General features: G+C 51.6%; 22 protein-coding genes. 10 read left to right on the top strand and 12 right to left on the bottom strand.

Annotation, left to right across the window (positions count from 1 at the left end):
* Nucleotides 1-167 precede the first annotated feature (167 nt).
* The 5 genes from NFC81_RS14750 (at nucleotide 168) to NFC81_RS14770 (ending at nucleotide 4,091) form a co-directional block, all read left to right on the top strand.
* The gene (locus NFC81_RS14750; RefSeq protein ID WP_304995238.1) at nucleotides 168-737 is read left to right on the top strand and encodes a diguanylate cyclase; all 570 of its coding nucleotides are present in this window, start codon (nucleotides 168-170) and stop codon (nucleotides 735-737) included.
* Nucleotides 734-1,843 (top strand): beta-ketoacyl-ACP synthase III, encoded by a 1,110-nt coding sequence (locus tag NFC81_RS14755; RefSeq protein WP_304995239.1) that lies wholly within the window; start codon nucleotides 734-736, stop codon nucleotides 1,841-1,843. The genes NFC81_RS14750 and NFC81_RS14755 overlap by 4 nt, the downstream gene beginning before the upstream one ends.
* A gap of 169 nt (nucleotides 1,844-2,012) precedes the next feature.
* Nucleotides 2,013-2,696, top strand: a complete 684-nt coding sequence (locus NFC81_RS14760) for a hypothetical protein (protein WP_304995240.1) — start codon at nucleotides 2,013-2,015, stop codon at nucleotides 2,694-2,696.
* On the top strand, nucleotides 2,689-3,612 hold the full coding sequence (locus NFC81_RS14765) for a hypothetical protein (protein WP_304995241.1): 924 nt from the start codon (nucleotides 2,689-2,691) through the stop codon (nucleotides 3,610-3,612). The genes NFC81_RS14760 and NFC81_RS14765 overlap by 8 nt, the downstream gene beginning before the upstream one ends.
* Complete coding sequence (locus NFC81_RS14770) at nucleotides 3,609-4,091, top strand: GNAT family N-acetyltransferase (RefSeq protein ID WP_304995242.1); 483 nt, start codon at nucleotides 3,609-3,611, stop codon at nucleotides 4,089-4,091. The genes NFC81_RS14765 and NFC81_RS14770 overlap by 4 nt, the downstream gene beginning before the upstream one ends.
* Nucleotides 4,092-4,103: 12 nt before the next feature.
* Here NFC81_RS14770 and NFC81_RS14775 read toward each other — a convergent pair whose 3' ends face one another.
* The 7 genes from NFC81_RS14775 to ugpB all read right to left on the bottom strand — a co-directional run bounded on the left by NFC81_RS14775 (nucleotide 4,104) and on the right by ugpB (nucleotide 11,522).
* The gene (locus NFC81_RS14775) at nucleotides 4,104-5,726 is read right to left on the bottom strand and encodes a Na/Pi cotransporter family protein (protein WP_304995243.1); all 1,623 of its coding nucleotides are present in this window, start codon (nucleotides 5,724-5,726) and stop codon (nucleotides 4,104-4,106) included.
* Nucleotides 5,727-5,751: 25 nt separating this feature from the next.
* Nucleotides 5,752-6,528 (bottom strand): HAD-IIB family hydrolase, encoded by a 777-nt coding sequence (locus NFC81_RS14780; protein ID WP_304995244.1) that lies wholly within the window; start codon nucleotides 6,526-6,528, stop codon nucleotides 5,752-5,754.
* Nucleotides 6,529-6,539: 11 nt separating this feature from the next.
* The gene (locus tag NFC81_RS14785; protein ID WP_304995245.1) at nucleotides 6,540-7,262 is read right to left on the bottom strand and encodes a glycerophosphodiester phosphodiesterase family protein; all 723 of its coding nucleotides are present in this window, start codon (nucleotides 7,260-7,262) and stop codon (nucleotides 6,540-6,542) included.
* 3 nt (nucleotides 7,263-7,265) lie between these two features.
* Complete coding sequence (locus tag NFC81_RS14790) at nucleotides 7,266-8,357, bottom strand: sn-glycerol-3-phosphate import ATP-binding protein UgpC (RefSeq protein ID WP_304995246.1); 1,092 nt, start codon at nucleotides 8,355-8,357, stop codon at nucleotides 7,266-7,268.
* Between the two features lie 16 nt (nucleotides 8,358-8,373).
* Nucleotides 8,374-9,225 carry a sn-glycerol-3-phosphate ABC transporter permease UgpE gene (gene ugpE, locus NFC81_RS14795; protein ID WP_304995247.1) on the bottom strand — a complete coding sequence of 284 codons (852 nt, stop codon included), beginning with the start codon at nucleotides 9,223-9,225 and terminating at the stop codon, nucleotides 8,374-8,376.
* Nucleotides 9,225-10,106: a sn-glycerol-3-phosphate ABC transporter permease UgpA gene (gene ugpA, locus NFC81_RS14800; RefSeq protein ID WP_304995248.1), complete on the bottom strand. Its 882-nt coding sequence runs from the start codon at nucleotides 10,104-10,106 to the stop codon at nucleotides 9,225-9,227. The genes ugpE and ugpA overlap by 1 nt, the downstream gene beginning before the upstream one ends.
* Nucleotides 10,107-10,220: 114 nt before the next feature.
* Complete coding sequence (ugpB, locus tag NFC81_RS14805) at nucleotides 10,221-11,522, bottom strand: sn-glycerol-3-phosphate ABC transporter substrate-binding protein UgpB (protein WP_304995249.1); 1,302 nt, start codon at nucleotides 11,520-11,522, stop codon at nucleotides 10,221-10,223.
* Between the two features lie 274 nt (nucleotides 11,523-11,796).
* Here ugpB and NFC81_RS14810 point away from each other — a divergent pair, with 274 nt between their 5' ends.
* Complete coding sequence (locus NFC81_RS14810; RefSeq protein WP_304995250.1) at nucleotides 11,797-12,456, top strand: alpha/beta fold hydrolase; 660 nt, start codon at nucleotides 11,797-11,799, stop codon at nucleotides 12,454-12,456.
* A gap of 49 nt (nucleotides 12,457-12,505) precedes the next feature.
* Nucleotides 12,506-13,210, top strand: coding sequence for a monofunctional biosynthetic peptidoglycan transglycosylase (mtgA, locus tag NFC81_RS14815; protein ID WP_304995251.1), 705 nt, complete (start codon nucleotides 12,506-12,508; stop codon nucleotides 13,208-13,210).
* 45 nt (nucleotides 13,211-13,255) lie between these two features.
* Here the strand turns inward: mtgA and NFC81_RS14820 are convergent, their stop codons facing one another.
* From NFC81_RS14820 to NFC81_RS14840, 5 genes are all read right to left on the bottom strand, one after another.
* On the bottom strand, nucleotides 13,256-13,519 hold the full coding sequence (locus NFC81_RS14820; protein WP_304995252.1) for a Txe/YoeB family addiction module toxin: 264 nt from the start codon (nucleotides 13,517-13,519) through the stop codon (nucleotides 13,256-13,258).
* A complete protein-coding gene (locus NFC81_RS14825; RefSeq protein ID WP_304995253.1) occupies nucleotides 13,512-13,766 on the bottom strand; it encodes a type II toxin-antitoxin system prevent-host-death family antitoxin in 255 nt (84 codons plus the stop codon). Before NFC81_RS14825 ends, NFC81_RS14820 begins: the two co-directional genes overlap by 8 nt.
* Nucleotides 13,767-14,099: 333 nt before the next feature.
* Nucleotides 14,100-14,339 (bottom strand): transposase, encoded by a 240-nt coding sequence (locus tag NFC81_RS14830; protein ID WP_304996992.1) that lies wholly within the window; start codon nucleotides 14,337-14,339, stop codon nucleotides 14,100-14,102.
* Nucleotides 14,340-14,426: 87 nt separating this feature from the next.
* Nucleotides 14,427-14,615, bottom strand: coding sequence for a hypothetical protein (locus NFC81_RS14835; protein WP_304995254.1), 189 nt, complete (start codon nucleotides 14,613-14,615; stop codon nucleotides 14,427-14,429).
* Nucleotides 14,616-14,663: 48 nt separating this feature from the next.
* Nucleotides 14,664-15,518, bottom strand: coding sequence for a hypothetical protein (locus tag NFC81_RS14840; RefSeq protein WP_304995255.1), 855 nt, complete (start codon nucleotides 15,516-15,518; stop codon nucleotides 14,664-14,666).
* A gap of 503 nt (nucleotides 15,519-16,021) precedes the next feature.
* On the opposite strand from NFC81_RS14840, the gene NFC81_RS14845 reads away from it, so the two are divergent.
* From NFC81_RS14845 to NFC81_RS14855, 3 genes are all read left to right on the top strand, one after another.
* Entirely contained in the window at nucleotides 16,022-16,516 is a 495-nt protein-coding gene (locus tag NFC81_RS14845; protein WP_304995256.1) for a hypothetical protein, read from the top strand.
* Between the two features lies 1 nt (nucleotide 16,517).
* Entirely contained in the window at nucleotides 16,518-16,838 is a 321-nt protein-coding gene (locus NFC81_RS14850) for a hypothetical protein (RefSeq protein ID WP_304995257.1), read from the top strand.
* Nucleotides 16,839-17,340: 502 nt separating this feature from the next.
* Nucleotides 17,341-18,597: an MFS transporter gene (locus NFC81_RS14855; RefSeq protein ID WP_304995258.1), complete on the top strand. Its 1,257-nt coding sequence runs from the start codon at nucleotides 17,341-17,343 to the stop codon at nucleotides 18,595-18,597.

The following is an 18,597-nucleotide window of genomic DNA, read 5'->3' on the forward strand; positions in this document are numbered from 1 at the left end:
TCTCATTACCAAGCAATAACTGATTGGTACAGAGTGTACCCATTAACGCGGTGCAGTAACACGGAGGTGGCGTTCAAAGTGCAGAATTCGTCATGGAATTTTCTGAACGATTGGGTATGCTGACGCATTGCCCAAGATGTCGAAAGCACGGCTGTGGAGCCCCACAAATGGATACTGGTCAGCTGCTCATCAACGCCCTATTGTTTGTTTTTCTTCCCCTCTGGGGCATTGCTGGTTTCGTTGACTGGTGTTGCCACCGCGCCACGGGCATTGAAACCACCTCAGGCTTGAAAGAGTCCTTAATGCATTCTGTAATGGGCTTTCAGGTCGGCATTCCGATCTTGATGTGCTTGTCATTTCGCGTGAACGTCTTGGTGTTGTTGGTCTGCCTCACCGCGTGGGTATTACACGAAACCATAGCGCACTGGGATGTGCATTACGCTTCCACGCGCCGCAAAATCACCATTTGGGAGATGCACGCGCATAGCTACTTAGCGACCTTGCCGTTTTACATGCTGGCCATGATCTTCGTCATCAATTGGCCCATAGTGCTCGACTTGGTGCAGTTCAATTGGCAGGGCCAACTGCACTTGCAGCGCATGGAATACGCCCACGGCGGCGAACAGTACCTCACACACTATCTTCTGTTTATGACCATTGTCTGTGGGCTGCCGTACTTAGAAGAAAATTTGCGCTGTTTGCGCCAATCTTTACGCAAGGAAGCTCCAACAACATGACGGTTTACATCACCAGTACGGGGCATCACCTCCCCGGCCCCGCCATCAACAACGACGACATTGAAGACATTCTCGGGCGCGTGCACGGCAAGCCCAGTCGGCTGAAAAAGCGCATTTTACAGTCCAACGGCATTCAAACCCGACATTACGCCATGAACGCCGAGCACCAAACCACCATCAGCAACAGCGCCATGGCCGCCCGCGCCGCGCAGGACTGCTTAGACCAAAGCCCGCTCAACCCAAAGCGCATCCAACAACTCAGCGCCGCCACCAGCCAAGGCGACCTCGTATTACCCGGCTTTGGCAGCATGGTGCAGGGCGAACTGGGCCTGCGTGATATTGAACTGCACACCAGCCACGGCATTTGCGCCAGCGGCATGATGGCCTTAAAAGCCGCCTACACCGGCATTAAAGCCGGTGAACACCGGAATGGATTGGTGGTCGCCAGCGAATTGGCTTCGCGCCTGTTCAAGTCCACTCGCTATGAAGCCGCCGGCGACGAAGTGGACTTTAACGCCGAGTTTCTGCGACGGATGCTGTCGGACGGCGCAGGTGCCATGCTGCTGGAAGACCAACCACGTGGCACCTGCTTTCGCATTGATTGGATACGCGGCTATTCACACGCCGACGCCTACCCGGTATGCATGAGCGTCGGCTCCCCGACTGATCCCAACGACCATCGCACTTGGCAGGACTTCCCCACCTACGCCGAGGCGGAAGCCGCTGGAGCTTTATTGCTGCGTCAGGACGTTCGCTTGCTCGACAACATCGTAAAGCTGGGGGTAGATGGTTTTCTGCGCCTACTGGATGAAGGCCGCATTTCCGTAAATCAGGTCGACCATGTGCTCTGCCATTACTCGTCGGACTATTTTCGCAGCCGTATCTTCGACAGTTTGGTGCAAGCGGGAGCGATGATTCCTGAAGAGAAGTGGTACACAAACCTTTATACGCGCGGCAATACGGGCTGTGCGTCCATCTTCATAATGCTGGATGAATTCCGGCGCACGCAAGCTTACGAACCCGGCGCGGTTATCTTGTGCATGGTGCCTGAGAGTGGGCGTTTCAATACCATGTATATGCAGCTCACGGTGGTGGAAGCGCCATGAAAGTCCGTGCCGAGGTGAACGGTGGCTAGGCCTAATTTCGGGCACGCTGCAAGTACGTCCCTGTAAGCTCGGGTGCGCCCATCCGGGGCGCACACGGCCCTCAATTAGGCCTAGCCACCCTACACCCGACAGTGCACCATCACCCAATAGGAAAAGGGAATAAAGAGAAATGAACCAAAAAGTTACCACCGAACTGGGCCAACACTGTTTGCAAGGGCTGCTGCGCATCTGGTTTGATTTTGAACGCCAGCTCGGCCGGGTGCCGGTGATTCAACGATTGGAGCGCGACCAATTCACCATTGAAGATTACCGTAATTTGCTGCTGCACCTGCGCCAACAAGTGATTGAAGGCGCGCGTTGGATCACCCGTGGCGCGTCCAGTTTCGACCGCGACTTTGCCGATGTGCGTTCAGAAGTCATTGGCCATGCGCGTGACGAACACCGCGACTACGAAATACTGGAATGCGACTATGTCGCTGCAGGCGGCCAACTCGCCGATATTCAAAACGGCGAACGCAATCTGGGTACCGAAGCACTGCACGCCTTTTTGATGCACCGCGCCAGTCAACCCAACCCCATCGACCTCATCGGCGCGATGTGGATCATCGAAGGGCTCGGCCAGAAAATGGCCGCCGACTGGGCTAAACGCATCAATGCCTGCACCAATGGCGATGGCAGCTACACCCAGTTTATGGGCTACCACGGCGCGAACGACGACGCCCATATGGACAAACTCTACGCGTTGTTGGATCGCGTCTGTGTGGACGCGCAGTCCGTCAAAAGCATTCACCGCACCGCGCGCGTCGTCGGGCGCTTGTACGCGCTGCAATTGGAGGAAATTGATCATGACTGAATCATCAGACCCAACGAACACAGCCCAGAGAGCCAAACGCAGTGCGTTCTTGCGCGCCATTGAGTTCGACAATTCACTGCCGATTCAAAACGACGCGGTGCAACTGTGGCTAAAGGACCTCGACAACCCGTTTCGTTGGTCGTTGCGCCCACTGTTGCAGTTTTTCTTCGCCGCACTGCTGCACCTGATTTGGTTCTTTAAACGCTTACCGTTGCCGCAGTTTCGCGCACACGGCTTACTGCAAAGCATGATCTGCTGGTTTTGCCGCCATTTTGTCAGCCGCGAAGCGAACTTGCTGATTCTGCGCCATTTCGCCACCGAGTCCAACGTGCTGAATTTTCTCGCCGACAACTCGCCAGAAGCAACTGACATCGCACGCGTCGAGCTCTACCCCACCACCATCGACGGCATGCGAGAAGCCAGCTTTGTGGAGCACGACCAAGAACTGTTTCGCCTGTTCGCGGAACTGGGCCATTGGACACCCGCCAAAGCCAAGAAACAGCAAGACATCAGCTGGCAGCATTGGCAACCCATCGACATGGCCGCCTTTCAGATTGCACCCAAGCGCACACAGGTTTTGGACTTCGAAACCTCGCACGCCTTGTTTATGTGCCTGTTTTGTTTATTGCTGACGCGTGAGGAATACCGCGACGCCATTAACGGCTTCAACCTCGACCAGTCCATTGCATTGCGCATCGGCCAATTGATTGGCGACCCGAGTCTCGCTGAAATGGCCTACAACAAACACCCACTCTATTTGGTTGGCCCGTGGAATCTGAGCCAGCGCTTTCTGATGCACGGTTTTTTTACCGAATACCTGTATGCGCGCTTGGAATCACTGCGCTCATCGAACGCACCAAAAACTCGTACTAAGAAAGCTTCAACCAAGAAACCAGCACCCGAGGAAACGATATGATTCACGCGCGCCGCGCCGATCCACACAACGACCAAGACGCCAACGCCATAGTCACACTGCTCAATGGCTATGCCATGGACCCCATGGGGGGCGGTGAGCCATTATCGGACTTCGCACAGTCTAATTTAATCAACGAGCTGCGTAAGCGCCCGACCGCGCATATCGTGCTCGGCTTTGTGGACGACCAACCAGCGGGCTTAGTAAATTGTTTTGAGGGCTTTTCTACGTTCGCCTGCAAACCGATTCTTAATATCCATGATGTCACGGTTGACCCCGCCTACCGTGGCAAAGGGTTATCGACCGTGATGCTGGATAAAGTTGAAGATATCGCCCGCGAACTGGGCTGCTGCAAGCTGACGCTGGAAGTTCTGGAAGGTAATACGGTGGCGCAAGCCGCCTATGAGCGCATGGGCTTTGCGGGTTATGAATTGGACCCGGCGATGGGTCGCGCAATGTTCTGGCAGAAGAAACTGGGGTGACGCACCACCCCTCTAGTCTTTCTTATGCCGCTCCAACACGGGATAAGCCACCGCCGTCAAATGCGAACAGATGCGTTGCAGGTCGCGCAGCACATCGATGAATATCTGGGTTGATTTGAGGTTTTCACGGTGATGGCCGCGCAGACGATCCAGATGTTCACGCCGCGCATTCAGAATACGCGTCCGATAGCGTCGTTTGATGCGCAGCAGGTCTTTACCCAGCTCGGCACTGTCGCTGGTAAACACCGCTTGCGATAAGCGAAAGGCATCCACCAGCTCTTCGTGCAAGGCCTCAATAACCCGCGTTTGTTCGGCATCGAACACCAGATTGTCGCGCAGCTTGTTGCGCGCCAGCTGCATCAAACTGGTGTCGATGATGTCGCCAATGTGCTCCAAATTGGTCATAAAAGTAATGATTTCATGACGCTCGTGGCGCAATTCCTTGCGGTTCTCCGACTCTTCAATGGACACCACGTAATGCAAGGCTTCACGGTGCAGGCGGTCGATATCGTCGTCAAGGTCACTGATCTGCCTAACCAGCTCACGGTCTTTAAAAGCGTCCATGGAATAATTAAGCATGCGGTAAACCAGATCGGCAATACGCAGGGCTTCATTGCGCGCATTGGCGATGGCGCGTGCCGGGTTGTTGATGTCGTCAAGCGCCAGATACATCGGCTGGTCGGTTTCATCGGAGATCTCCGTGCCACTTTGGCCTTGCTGGCTGTGCCATTCGAACAACGGCGTGAGCAAGGGTAGGCAGGCTAGTAGCACCAAGCCATTAAGCAAGTTCAGCGCAATGTGAGCAGTTACTATCCCCATAGCCCCACTGGGCAGCAGCTCCAACAGCCTGTCACCACCGATCAGCAGTGCCAGCATACCGAGCAACACGGCGATTAAACGGAACAGCAGATTGCCCAGCACCACTTCGCGTCCGTCGCCCTTCAACGACCAGCCGGCCACCAGAGCAGGCATGGCGCCTCCAAGGTTAGCACCCAACAACAGGAAGATGCCGGTCTCCAATGAAACGGTGCCGTCCATTGCAAACTGCGCCAAGATCAAGACCGCAGCCAGCGTAGAATGGATAACCCAGGTCAAGATGGCCATTAAGGTGATGGCTAAGAAGGCATCGGATTCGACGTATTGTGTGATTTGCTGGAACAGTTCGCTGCCGCGCAATTCATTCGTGATTTGGCCCAGCAGGCTCAGCGACAGGAGCAGGATACCCAAGCCAATCAGAATACGTCCGGCGTGCTTTCGACTGCGGTTCTGTTGATTGCGAAACAGGATAAAACCCAATAACACCAGCGGCAGGGCCAGGGCTTGGACATTCAGGTTCAACAGGAAAGCCGCGAGGCTGGCCCCCACTTCAGCACCCAACACTGTACCCAAGGCCATGGGTAGCGTCATCATCCCGGCGGAGCTGAATCCAGCGATCATGAGGATAACGGCCGTGGAGGATTGCAAAGAAAAGGCCGCCACGGCTCCCGTGGCGAAGGCACGCGGTCGATTGCTGGTGCTGCGGCGCAACAAACGTTCCAAGCGACTGCCCATCAGGCGGCTGAATCCCGTCTGTACCATGCGAATGCCCCACAGCAGAAGCGCTACCGCCCCTGCCAGCTGAATCATAACCGCCATTCTGTCTCCCTGTTAATTATAAGATTTATGGCCGCTGCGCGAGCCAATGCTGCGCCAGCTCCACCACGCCCAGACCCGAAGGGGCTTGTGTAATAACCGCAGGATGGTGCTGCATAGTGGTTAGGTGCGGCTTGATATTGGCAACCCCGACACTGATGGGGAAAAACTCAAACATCGACTCATCATTTGGCGCATCACCAATGAAACACACTTGTGCTTGCATCTCTGCGCTGCTCAGTTTGAACACGTCACGCAACATACGCTGGGCCATTGCGCACTTGTTGAAGTCGCCACGCCAGACGTTGATATGGATAGAACTGCGCTTTGCATTGAAGCCTTCTTGGCGCAATAAAGCGCAGACCTCATCAGCCTGCTCGATGGTCAACTGGCTATCCTGATTATAGTCGATGGCAACATCCACATGGCGGAACGACTGGTCTTTAGCCAGTACTAACGGATACGACACAGGTAATTGTTGGATAGACGCTAGAATAGCCTGCTGGTCGGCTTGATGCTCAGCGGCGGAACGCCAATACTGCCAGTGCAGATGGTGTGACGCATCGCGCCGGACATAAAAAGCGCCGCCTTCGCCAATCACTCCGGCCACCGGCCAGGTGCGCGCGATCTGATCGCACCACCCGGCACAACCTCCGGTAATTGGCACTATTTGCACACCGCTACGCGCTAAAGCCCAGAGCGCCGCATAGGTTTCCGGCAACAGTTGCCCGGCGGTGGTCAGGGTATCATCGACGTCGGTAAACAGAAAGCGCACCGCCGCCAGATTCACATCCTGAACGGACACTGGCCCCGCCTTCACGGTAAAAATAACAGTGGGTTATCGGTGATCAGCCCGTCCACCCCCATCTGCCACAAAGCTTCTCCCGCTTTTCTGTCGTTGACGGTATAGCAATACAAGTCCAAACCCGCCGCTTTAATGGCGCTCGCTTGCGCAGACTGCAAAAGCGCGTAATGCGAATGAATGCTCACTAAAGAAAGCTCGTTTGCCAGCTTTGCCCAGTCGTCTTCAATGGCCTCATACAGCATACCCAACTGCCAGTCGGGCTTGGCGGCACGCACCAGACGCAAGGCATCGGCATCGAAACTGGAGATGATCAGGCGATCGAAATCCGTCCAATGTTGCTCCAGAGCCGCAATGACCTTGGGCACTATGTCCGCGGCGGTGAAGCTGGGGTATACCTTTATTTCCAAGTTCAGGCCCAAGCGCAAACCCGCTATGTGCTGCAGTGCTTCACTCAATTGGGGCATGCGCTCGGCCTGATAGTCCGCACTGAAGTGACTGCCGACATCCAGATCTTTAACGTCGTCCCAGCGTTGCTCGGCCAGCTTACCCGTGCCCGGTGTAAGGCGGTCGAGGTAGTCGTCGTGGAACATCACGAGCGTACCGTCACCGACCAAGTTAGCGTCAATCTCCACCCAGCGAATATCTATCTCGTGTGTCAGGGTCATTGCCGCCAGGGTGTTCTCCGGGCGTAAAAGAGAACAACCACGGTGGGCTATCAGTTTGTCGGCGATCATTAATTATTGAATCCGTTGCTGAGTGTCTTTGTTGAACAGGTGAATATTGGCGCGATCAACGCGCAAAGGCACCTGTGTTCCGCGTTCATAGCGTATCTTACCGGATTGTTCGGCAACCATCAGGTCGGGATTGCCCGGTAAGCGACCATAGAGCAAGGTGTCGGCACCTAGCGGCTCCACCATCTCCACTTCCAGCGTGAAATCGGCGTCCTCAGGGGCACAGGCCTCTAAGTGCTCCGGGCGCAGACCCAGCACCAACTCTTGCCCTTGCAGATCGGACAGGTCCAACGCACTCTCGCCCGCGCTCCCCAAGTCCAGCACATGTCCGCCGACCAGATTCAAGCGGCGCCCTTCAACCTTTGCCGCCATAAAATTCATGCCGGGCGAACCCAGAAAGCTCGCCACAAACTGCGTTTCCGGGCGCTCGTACAATTCCAGCGGCGGGCCCATTTGCTCCACACGGCCGTTGTTCATAACCACTAACCGGTCGGCCAGGGTCATGGCCTCAACTTGGTCGTGCGTCACATAGATGGACGTGGTGCCAAACTCTTGCTGCAATCGCTTGATCTCGATGCGCATCTGCACGCGCAGCTTGGCGTCCAAGTTTGACAGCGGCTCATCAAACAAAAACACCTTGGGGTTACGCACGATGGCACGCCCCATGGCAACCCGCTGGCGCTGCCCACCCGACAGCTGCTTAGGCTTGTTGTCTAGCAAGTGGCTGATTTCCAGCGTCGCCGCCGCGCGCTCAACCTTTTGTTTGATCTCTTCCTTCGACACGCCCCGATTTTTCAGGCCGTACCCCATGTTTTGCGCCACCGTCATGTGCGGGTACAGCGCGTAGTTCTGAAAAACCATGGCAATGTCGCGCTCGGCGGGCTCAAGGTCGTTGACCCGCACATCACCGATGTACAGATCACCACCACTGATGCTCTCCAATCCTGCCACCATGCGCAGCGACGTGGATTTACCGCACCCGGACGGCCCCACCAACACCACCAGCTCGCCGTCGGGGATTTCGATGTTTAAACCGTGAATGGCATCAAAACCATTGCTGTAAGTCTTCTTGATGTTACGTAATGAAACTGTGGCCACGTTAATGTCCCCTTAATTATTTCTCTTGCTCGATGAGGCCTTTCACAAAGAATTTCTGCATCACAATCACCACAACGACCGGTGGCAACATGGCCAATATCGTCGTGGTCATAATGATGTTCCAAGGCACATTGCCTTCGCCGGCCGTCATCAAGCGTTTGATGACCATCACAATGGTGTAGTAGTTCTCGTCGGTGGTGATCAACAGCGGCCACAGGTACTGGTTCCAGCCGTAGATAAACAGAATGACGAACAACGCAGCGATGTTATTCACCGACAGCGGTAACAGGATGTCTTTAAAAAATTTAAACGGTCCGGCGCCGTCTATCCGGGCGGCTTCCACCAGCGAACTGGGTATCGACAAGAAGAACTGGCGAAACAGAAAGGTCGCGGTGGCGCTGGCGATCAACGGAATGGTCAAGCCAGCGTAGGAATTCAGCATGCCCAAACTCGCTACGACTTCGTACGTCGGCAGAATCCGTACTTCAACCGGCAACATGAGCGTCAAAAAGATCAACCAGAAACAGGTACGACGGAACGGAAAGCGGAAATACACGATGGCGTACGCCGACATCAGTGAAATCACGATTTTACCGACAGCAATGACCATGGCCATGATGAAACTGTTCCACATCATCCACGAGGCCGACACAGTCACGCCTAATACGCGCTGATCGTTTTGCCACACACGGCGGAAGTTTTCCAGGCCCTGCTCACCAAACCACAGAGGCATGACGCCGGAGACGAAGGAACTGGACGTATTAGTCGAGGCCACCAAGGCGATCCAAATCGGAAAGCCAATGATGCCGATACCCAGAATAAGAACTATGTGCCGCAACGCGGACAACCAAGGGCGATTCTCTATCATCAGTATTGCACCTTCCGCTCAACGTACCGAAATTGGATGACCGTTAGGGTAATCACCAAGATCATCAAGATGACTGACTGGGCGGCGGAACTGCCCAAGTCGAGGCCGACGAAGCCGTCTTCATAGACCTTGTACACCAGAGTGCGGGTCGCATTGTCCGGCCCGCCCAAGGTGGTGGCGTGAATGACACCAAAGGTTTCGAAGAAGGCATAGACCACATTAACCACCAGCAGGAAGAAGGCGGTGGGTGACAGCAGAGGAAACACGATCTGCCAAAAGCGCTTGAACGGGCTGGCACCATCAATCGCGGCGGCTTCGATCAAGGACTTGGGAATGGCCTGCATACCGGCCAAGAAGAAAATGAAGTTGTAACTCACCTGTTTCCACGCCGAGGCAATCACCACCACGGCCATGGCTTCACCACCGTTCACATAGTGGTTCCAGTGGTAACCCACAAACTTCATCCAATACGGCAGAATACCCATGGAGGGGTTAAACATCAGCCACCAAAGTACGGCAGCGACAACCGGTGCCACGGCATACGGCCAGATCAACAGGGTTTTATACGTGCCTGCGCCCTTGATCACCCGGTCGGCCATGGCCGCCAGCAACAACGCCACTGCCATACCCGAGAAAGCCACCATGGCACTGAAAGCAAAGGTGACGCGCATGGAGTTCCAATACTCGTCATCTTGAAACAGATAGATAAAATTCTCGAACCAGACGAATTCGCGCGAAAAGCCAAAGGCATCTTCAATTAAAAACGACTGATAAAGTGCCTGACCGGCGGGCCAAAGAAAAAATACGATGGTCACAGCCAATTGCGGTGCCAGCAGAAAATAGGGCAGCACCTTATTATTGAACACAACGGTATCGTGCATAGAAACGCTCACAAAACGAAAAAGGGCGTGACCTCAACTGCCTGTCAAGATCACGCCTTGCGATCACATCGCGTCAGTGGCGACACGAGGTCGCCCAGATAGTTGGTTACTCAATTAACGGTTGGCACGCTCGAAACGACGCAGCTGCTCGTTACCGCGCTGCACGGCACGATCCAGTGCTTGCTGAGCGGTTGCACTGCCGTTCCATACAGACTCCAACGACTCATCAATGATGCCGCGAATCTGTGGGAAGTTACCCAAACGCACACCCATAGAGTTATCGGTCGGCTCAACAGAGGTCATCTGCTTGATTGACGTGTCAGAACCGGGATTTTCTGCGTAGAAATTCTGGCGCTCAGACAGCTCGATAGCAGAATAGGTGATTGGCAGGTAGCCCGTCACTTGATGCCATGCCGCCTGCACTTCCGGTACGGCCAAATAGTCATAGAACGCCGCTACCGCACGGTAGGTGTCCTCATCATGGCCACGCAGAGTCCACAATGTAGCACCACCGATGATGGTGTTCTGTGGCGTTTCAATCACGTTATCCCAGTACGGCAACTGGCTGACGCCGAACTCAAACTGCGCATTGGCGTTGATACCGGCCAAACCAGCAGAAGACTCGGTGTACATACCGCATTCCTGGCTGTAGAACTTCGCTGAACCTTCGTTGGTACGACCTGAATAGCTGAAGATACCATCGCGCTGCCACTGACCCATGCGCTCAACGTGTGCAACCTGTACCGGGCCATTGAAAGTCAACTCGGTATCCAAACCACCGAAACCGTTCATGTTGGTAGCAAAGGGTACATCGTGACGGGCAGACAGGTTTTCGAGGTGAATCCACGACTGCCATGCCGTTGTGAAGCCGCAAGCATAGCCAGCGCTCAGCAGTGCCTGGCCGAATTCTTCCATTTCATTCCACGTGCGCGGGCCACGATCCGGCAACCCAGCTTTGGCAAAGGCTTCCTTGTTGTAGTACAGCACAGGCGTCGAACTGTTGAACGGCATCGACAGCATATTGCCGTTTTGGTCAGCGTAGTAACCCGTTACGCTGCTCAAGTAATTGTCCGGGTTAAAGTTGCGGCCGTGCTGTTCCATCAGCTGATACGCTGGATAGATGGCGCCTTCTGCGGCCATCATCGTGGCCGTACCCACTTCATACACCTGCACAATGGCGGGCTGTTGGCGTGAACGAAATGCTGCAATGGCACCCGTCATGGTGTCGTTGTAGTTACCACGGTAACTCGCGTTCACACGGAATTCTGATTGCGAAGCATTAAAGCCCGCCACAACTTCTTCGGTCCGCTCACCCAGCGCACCACCCATGGCGTGCCAAAATTGAATTTCAGTGGTAGCCATTGCAGGCGCTGCACTCAGCGTTGCAACAACGGCGGCAATCAACGTCTTTTTCATACTGTTATCCTCAGTGTTTTTATTGTTGTGACCGGCTCATATGAACACTCGTAAGAACACCATATGAACTTAAGGCCACCCAATCTACCGTATACATTTTCATTTTGTCACTACCTTGTGACGTTTTTATTGCAAAAACGAAAAGAACACTGTCATTTCCGCTGAACACCGATATTCATTTGAACATTGGTCGCTTGTCGTGGTTATGCATTCAATATTCGATAAACCGCACCGCGATGCAGTAAACTGTACTGCCCGAAATTGGAGTCCAAACATGCCCCTTCTACCCTTTGAAGAAATCAACCCGTCCGCCCCCGCTGACAGCGCGGTGATTTGGCTGCATGGATTAGGCGCCGACGGGCATGACTTCGCGCCCATCGTGCCGGAGCTGAAGTTACCCAGCAGCCTGGCAACTCGGTTTATTTTTCCGCACGCGCCCAGCCTGCCGGTCACCGTCAATGGCGGCATGGTGATGCCCGCGTGGTACGACATTCTGGATATTAATATTGATCGTAAGGTCGACGTAGCGCAGCTGACGGCATCCGCCGAGGCCGTGCAGGCCTTGATACAGCAGGAGGTGGATCGCGGCATCGACACGCGGCGCATCGTGTTGGCCGGATTCTCACAAGGTGGCGCAGTGGCCTACCACGCCGCACTGAGCTTCGACAAACCGTTGGCCGGGTTGCTGGCTATGTCCACGTACTTTGCTACGGCCGACACCCTGACCCCACACCCGAGCAATGCTGAATTGCCCGTGCTCATTCAACACGGCGACCACGACCCCATCGTTCCCGAACAACTGGGCCGCAACGCCCACAGCCGTTTAACAGCCATGGGCTACACGCCGGAATATCAGGTCTACCCCATGCCGCATTCCGTACACCCACAACAGGTTCAAGCCATCAGCCAATGGTTACAGGCGGTACTCAGTTGACCAACGGTGTTTTTCTGAACATCAGTACATCACGCCCGGACGTACCACTATGCGCAGACTGATTAGACGATTGTTCCGCTGGTGCTTGATCGTTGGCCTACTGTTCGTCGGCCTAAGCTTGCTGATGGTCGCACCGCTGCGCTGGGTAAACCCCGTCACCTCGATGGTGATCCTAGAGCGTTGGTGGACGGGTGGCGATGAGTTTGAACTGCGACAACACTGGCTCAGTTGGGACGAGATTCCGCGCCATGCCGCGTTGGCGGTCGTCACCTCGGAAGATCAGCTTTTTCCTCTGCATCGAGGCTTTGACGTGGAGTCGATTATAAAGGCCGTAGAAGAGCGCGAAAGGCGCGGCCAATTGCGCGGCGCCAGCACCATCAGCCAACAGGTAGCACGCAATCTGTATCTATGGACCGGCCGCAGTTGGGTGCGCAAAGGCTTGGAAGCGTGGTTTACCTTGCTGCTGGAATTGACCGTACCCAAGCACCGCATTCTGGAGATTTACCTGAACATAGCAGAGTGGGGGCCTAATGGCGTGTTCGGCTTGGAAGCCGCCGCGCAGTACCATTTTAATCGCTCGGCGGATCGCTTGATTCCTTACCAAAGCGCTTTGCTGGCCGCGACCTTGCCAAGCCCGGCTCGTTATACACCGGGGCGAGCTACACCTTATATGCGTGAAAGGGCCAATTGGATTATTAACCAGCAGAGGATGTTGGGTGGGACGGCTTGGTTGGCGCCGATAGAGCCGATGTAATCGGGGTATTCTTGAATGCCCTTGCGGTCTAAGGTAGGACCACACTCAATAGTGATAGCGACAGGAAATGATCGTAACCGCGTGATCATCCACCGCGTAAACTAAGCGGTTTGTATCATCTACACGGCGCGACCAAAAACCCGCTAAGTTTTCCTTCAACGGCTCTGGCTTACCAATACCTTCAAAAGGTGAACGTTTAACGTCGTTGATCAGCTTGTTGATGCGTTTGAGCGTTTTTTTGTCTTGGGTTTGCCAGTACAGATAATCGCCCCATGATTCGTCAGTCCATGACAGTAAACGACTACTCATCCATCAAGTCTCTTGGCGTGACTTTCCCAGCTTTAAATTGCTCAATGGAGCGATTCAAATGCTCGGCGTTGGCGGGTGAGCGCAGTAAGTGTACCGTCTCCATCAGACTGTTGTAGTAGTCCAGCGACATCACTACCGCGTCTTCTGAATCACGGCGGGTAATCACTGCTGTATCCGCGTCATTGACCACGGAATCCAACACCGCTTTTAAGCCATTTCTGGCTTCTGTAAACGACACAATTTTCATAGAGCCCCACCTGTACGCTTTATGGGACAAGTATAGACCCGCCGCCCTTGCATGTACAACAAGACGCACAGCTTTTCTGCGCGACTTTGATGCCGCCCGGCGCCGTTTCTGGGTCGTATACCGTAATCCGACCTTGATCTTTCCGAGCCGTCAAGGCGGGTCAACGCCGCTGACCACAATGTTGTGCGCCAAAATGCTTGATGTACTGGATCACTAGGGAACCTCTGAACTTATCACCTTACAATCCACTACCATCAGCAACAATGGTTTTAGAAATTACAATGTCACCCAATAATGCCAAAAGCGGCACTTTTCTTGACCAGATTGGCCATTTCATAGCCTTTTAGGCGCAGCAACCCCTACGCCAACCAACTTTTCTTCATCATCATTAAACTCACCAAGCCTGCCATAGGCAGCAGGCGACTGGTATTCCTCGTTGCCGCGCAGCAACTCGTCTGAAGGCTCAAGGCCATGGGCGTTGGCGGCTGTTATTTCACGACTATGGATCACACCCGTGGTCACATCTACTCCGATGTGCATCTTCATGCCAAAGTGCCTCTCATTGCATTTCAGGGTCTAGTGCCACCTCTTTGTTCTTGGTCGAGCTGGAGCGCTGATGATAATGGCGTCCATGAAAGTACCTTCCTGCAGCAGCATGCCTCAATCTTCAAGGTGTTTGTTGACGGTGTCGAAAATCACTTTGCTTAAATTATGCTTCTCTAAGAACCGACGAAGATTAAGGAAGGTGGTTTCATCAGGCAAACGACCCATCTCGGCGAGGAACTTTTCGCGGCGTGCGGGACGGCGTGTGCTTTGATACCCTGCGTCACTGAAACTAAGCTGATCCATTGCTCTTCTTGATGTAATGATGGCTGATAACTTAGCGGAAACCAGTGATTAATTCAGAGGTCCCCAATGCCCCATATATTTCTTATGCAACACAGACATCATCTGCTTTACCGTACTGTCAAAAGCTTCGGGTAGCTCATTGAACAACCCAAGCAAATACTCCATACGCCTGTGCTGAATTAGTCTTACTTTGAAGAAGTCAGTACCATAAGTCAGCCAGAGGGGATTAATCTTGGTTGCCGCCCATAGGCGCAATGCCATCAAAACACTGAACTGGGGCCCATCATTCTCGTGCTCGTAGGCACGCCAGGTCCTACTCTCCACGCCAAGCAGCTCAGCCATATCGTCCGTAGTGAGATCCAGAAGGTTGCGTAGTTCTCGCAGACGGCCTGCCACCATGGCGTAGTAGCCTTGTTGTGAGGGAGTCTCGAGCAACTCAATAGACGAACCGAAGCACAGTTCTTCTGGCTGTATGGATCTAGTTCTTTCAAGAGTGCCACTGATCAACAGTACCAAGCTGTGGAAGTCACTGTCCGAGCAAAGCCCTGCCAAGCTCTGCAGGACAACAGCTTCTTTCCGACGCGGAATATCCTTAAACAGATTCTGATAGCAACCGCCGACAAAAAGATACTGATAGGGCACACCTGTCGCCAGCATGAAGGTGGCCATTGTCTTCATACAGGGGTAGCTACCCTCTTCGTACCTTTGGTATTGCCGCAGACAGACAGACATTTTCTGTGCCATTGCCAACTGGCTTAGTTTCAACTGAATTCGACAACGCCTCAGATTCAACGCGAAGCACTCCCGCTCAGTCGCTTCCAGGCGTTCGAAGTCTAGAATTTGGGGGGTGAATGCAGAGACAATCTGCTCCCGAACAGGGGCAAGGACAATAGATTCCGTCATAGAGCATATTCCTTTAAATTACAAGAAAGCTTATCCACTGGCCGTCCATAGTCCCCTGTTTAATAGGCAACCAAACAACAATTAGGCACAGTACTACCTAGATCCTATACCTATACTAGAGCTCAAACGATCAAAAGCAACCAATTCCTAACTCACACCGCGACCAAAGTCACAAACAATATAATTCTGTTGATGTCAATACGTGCATGTGCGCGATTGAACGTGAAAAACTGCGACCAGTTCTGCTTAGTCCAATGCCGTTTAATCATTAGAATGGTTCCGTTGACTGGATTATCCAGTCAATTTTTGACAACTACAAACCGACAATTAATGAGGAATAATTATGAGTAAAATTCAGAAAAAAGTTAAACGACTGACAAAACGATTAGACCATACGGTTGCTGATTGGTAAATAAGGATCAACTACCTTTTTTGGTAACGGGCTGTTTGTACAGCCCGTAATACTTTAGATATAAATATTTTTTATAAAGGACTCCGAGTTAATGATAAAAAATCGCATAATGATGATACCTCAAGAGGACGTAAACGCAGAATTGATAGCAACATCAGTAATTTTGAGGGATTTGCTCCCAGATCCTTCCCTTGGACCAATGGAAAGAATTGAAAGGTTAGCAAGGGTCATTGAAGATTCAGTTCAGATCGGTCAATACCACCGCACAGCACGAATTAAACTAAAGGAAATAAATGACAGGCTAGACGATCTCGTACCACATGAATATATGACAGCTATTGAAAAAATTAAACATCTAGTTTCTTTGGCTGATCAGCTAGTTCCAGAGGAAACTGAAAGGCTTTGTCAAAAGTTACAGTATATTGGCGACAGACGACTTAGAGATAATGGCTCTGTCGCTTCTCCTGATTGGTCACCAGAGCTAATGAATCATGAAGTTGCTTTGGGAATAATGAGGACCAGTGGCAAAACTCCGAATCAAATGACGTTTGTCAAAGAAGACATCCATACTAAGGGAGATGGCTAAAATGGAGCTTAGCAAAAGTGAGCTTGAAAAGGCTTGTGGATCTTTAACAGGGCTAAAAAAGAGCATATTGGCTTGGGAGTTGGTCAATAACAAAAGACTGACTGCACCAGAGAAAGACATGTTTTCAGCGCACACGATAAAGAATTCAAAAATAGAAATAATCAAAGGTAATCTTCCAGGAAAGTACGAGGGCGAAATCCCCATATCTGGGCATTCCATATTAAACAACAGGGATTCAGGAAGCATAGAATTCTATAAAAAAATAGAAGAAGCAATTAATTTCTTAGGTGATAGATTCGGAACAACACACCACAACTTATAAAGCCATTTATCTGTTATAATTCCATTGGAAAGCACTGGCAATGCTAGAGCTATAACATCTTTAAGTGTACCAAACTTTCCTTTTTCATGCTTTGTATCCAAGAATGCATTGTTCCATCTAGCCCCAGACATAATAAATCATGATGGTGGTATCTACTATCTTGCGGAGAATCTGTTTCATGAAATGACTCACAACCAGGTAAACATTGACCTGCTAGAGTCAGACATACTTGCCGAAGATTACGATAGCGCCACCTATCCAGGGATCCAAATTGAATGGCGCCACACACCAAATGGCAATCAACAGACGTGGCAAATTGACAGGGCAATTCATGCCTTATGGGTGTATTCGTACTTGTCAGTCTTCAGGTCAGCCTGTAAATTGATAAAGCCAGAATTATTTCCCAGATCAATGATTGAAGATGCTAAAAGCAAGGCATATTTTCTTCGCAGAGAGCTATTAAAAAAAAGAAACTTCTTAACTACCGAAGGAATTGCCTACATTGAAAAAGCAATTGAATATACTTAACCTAAAGTATAGCGTCCAAATGCTATGGTTTCCTTGTATATTTGGCTTGATACTTTTACAAGGCATTGTCAGCTTTTTCATAGTCATGCACATAAGTTTAGAAACTGACGCTAGAAATTTTCTGCCTCTTGTATCGACCCTTGCCATAGCTCCAGGAATATACTTCAGCTTTTTCTCGGGAAAGCTGATAGATAAATTAGGAGAGCGGCATGTTGTGTTGTCATTTTTGTCAATTTACTTAATTGCGGCTTTTTATGTTACCCATCTTGGTTCCCGTAGCGAAATAACACTTATTGCTTTACTTGCGTTTGTTTTTATTCAGTCAATAGTCAGCAGCACTCTTGTCATCGCCATCACTTCGATGATCCCAAAACTATTCAGCAAGGGCAAGCTTCGTTTGACGTATGCTGCCTACTCCTTTATAAGCGGCAGCGCAATGACATTTTCGCCAGCCATAGCTGGCATTTTTTATGGCAGCATTGAGCTTAAGGAAACGTTCACCACTCTATTTTTATTCACTTTATTATTCTTGTTATTTACTATCCTGTATATGCCTAAAGCCAATAACGAGAGAAAAAAATATTCTACAAAATTACTGTACTATTTTAACGAACTAATGACCAGTGGCCTGTACCGGCTGTCATTTTACTATCTGGTCTTAAACACGTTAAATGGCGTTACCATTATATTAATCCCCCTGTATATTATTAAGCTAATGAATAATGATCATATTGCTCTTGCACTAGTTAGTAGCGCCATAGCTTTTTCGAGCCTGATCGGCATAGCTTTCTCGGCTAAATCGTTTCCTGTTAGCAACCACAAAGTCATAGCCTTAACAACAATAGCGGGCGCCATACTGGGAAGAATATTTTTGCCTTTGGCCAGTGAGGTAATAATTATATGTTTATTGGTTGCTTTTCGGAGCATCGCTCTGGAAGTGGGAAATATGGCCAATCAAATGGAGTGGATCGAGCATACAAATACCGATAATCGGGCAGGAATGCTGGGTTTAAGGCGGCTTTTTGGGCAAGGATTATTCCCCATAGCGTCTCTCGCCTTATCATTAACACTTGTTGTTGGGGGTTATGACCTTGAGCTGGGTACTATTAGCAAGATATTCATAGTATCAGGCGTGTTAGAGCTATGCGTTTCTATATACTTTTTAAAGGTGATCAAAGATTCAGGTACTTATGAAGCCAGCACAAGCGTTGATGAACGGGAGGCAGCCTGA

The sequence above is a fragment of the Salinispirillum sp. LH 10-3-1 genome (genome assembly GCF_030643825.1).
GTDB lineage: Bacteria > Pseudomonadota > Gammaproteobacteria > Pseudomonadales > Natronospirillaceae > Salinispirillum.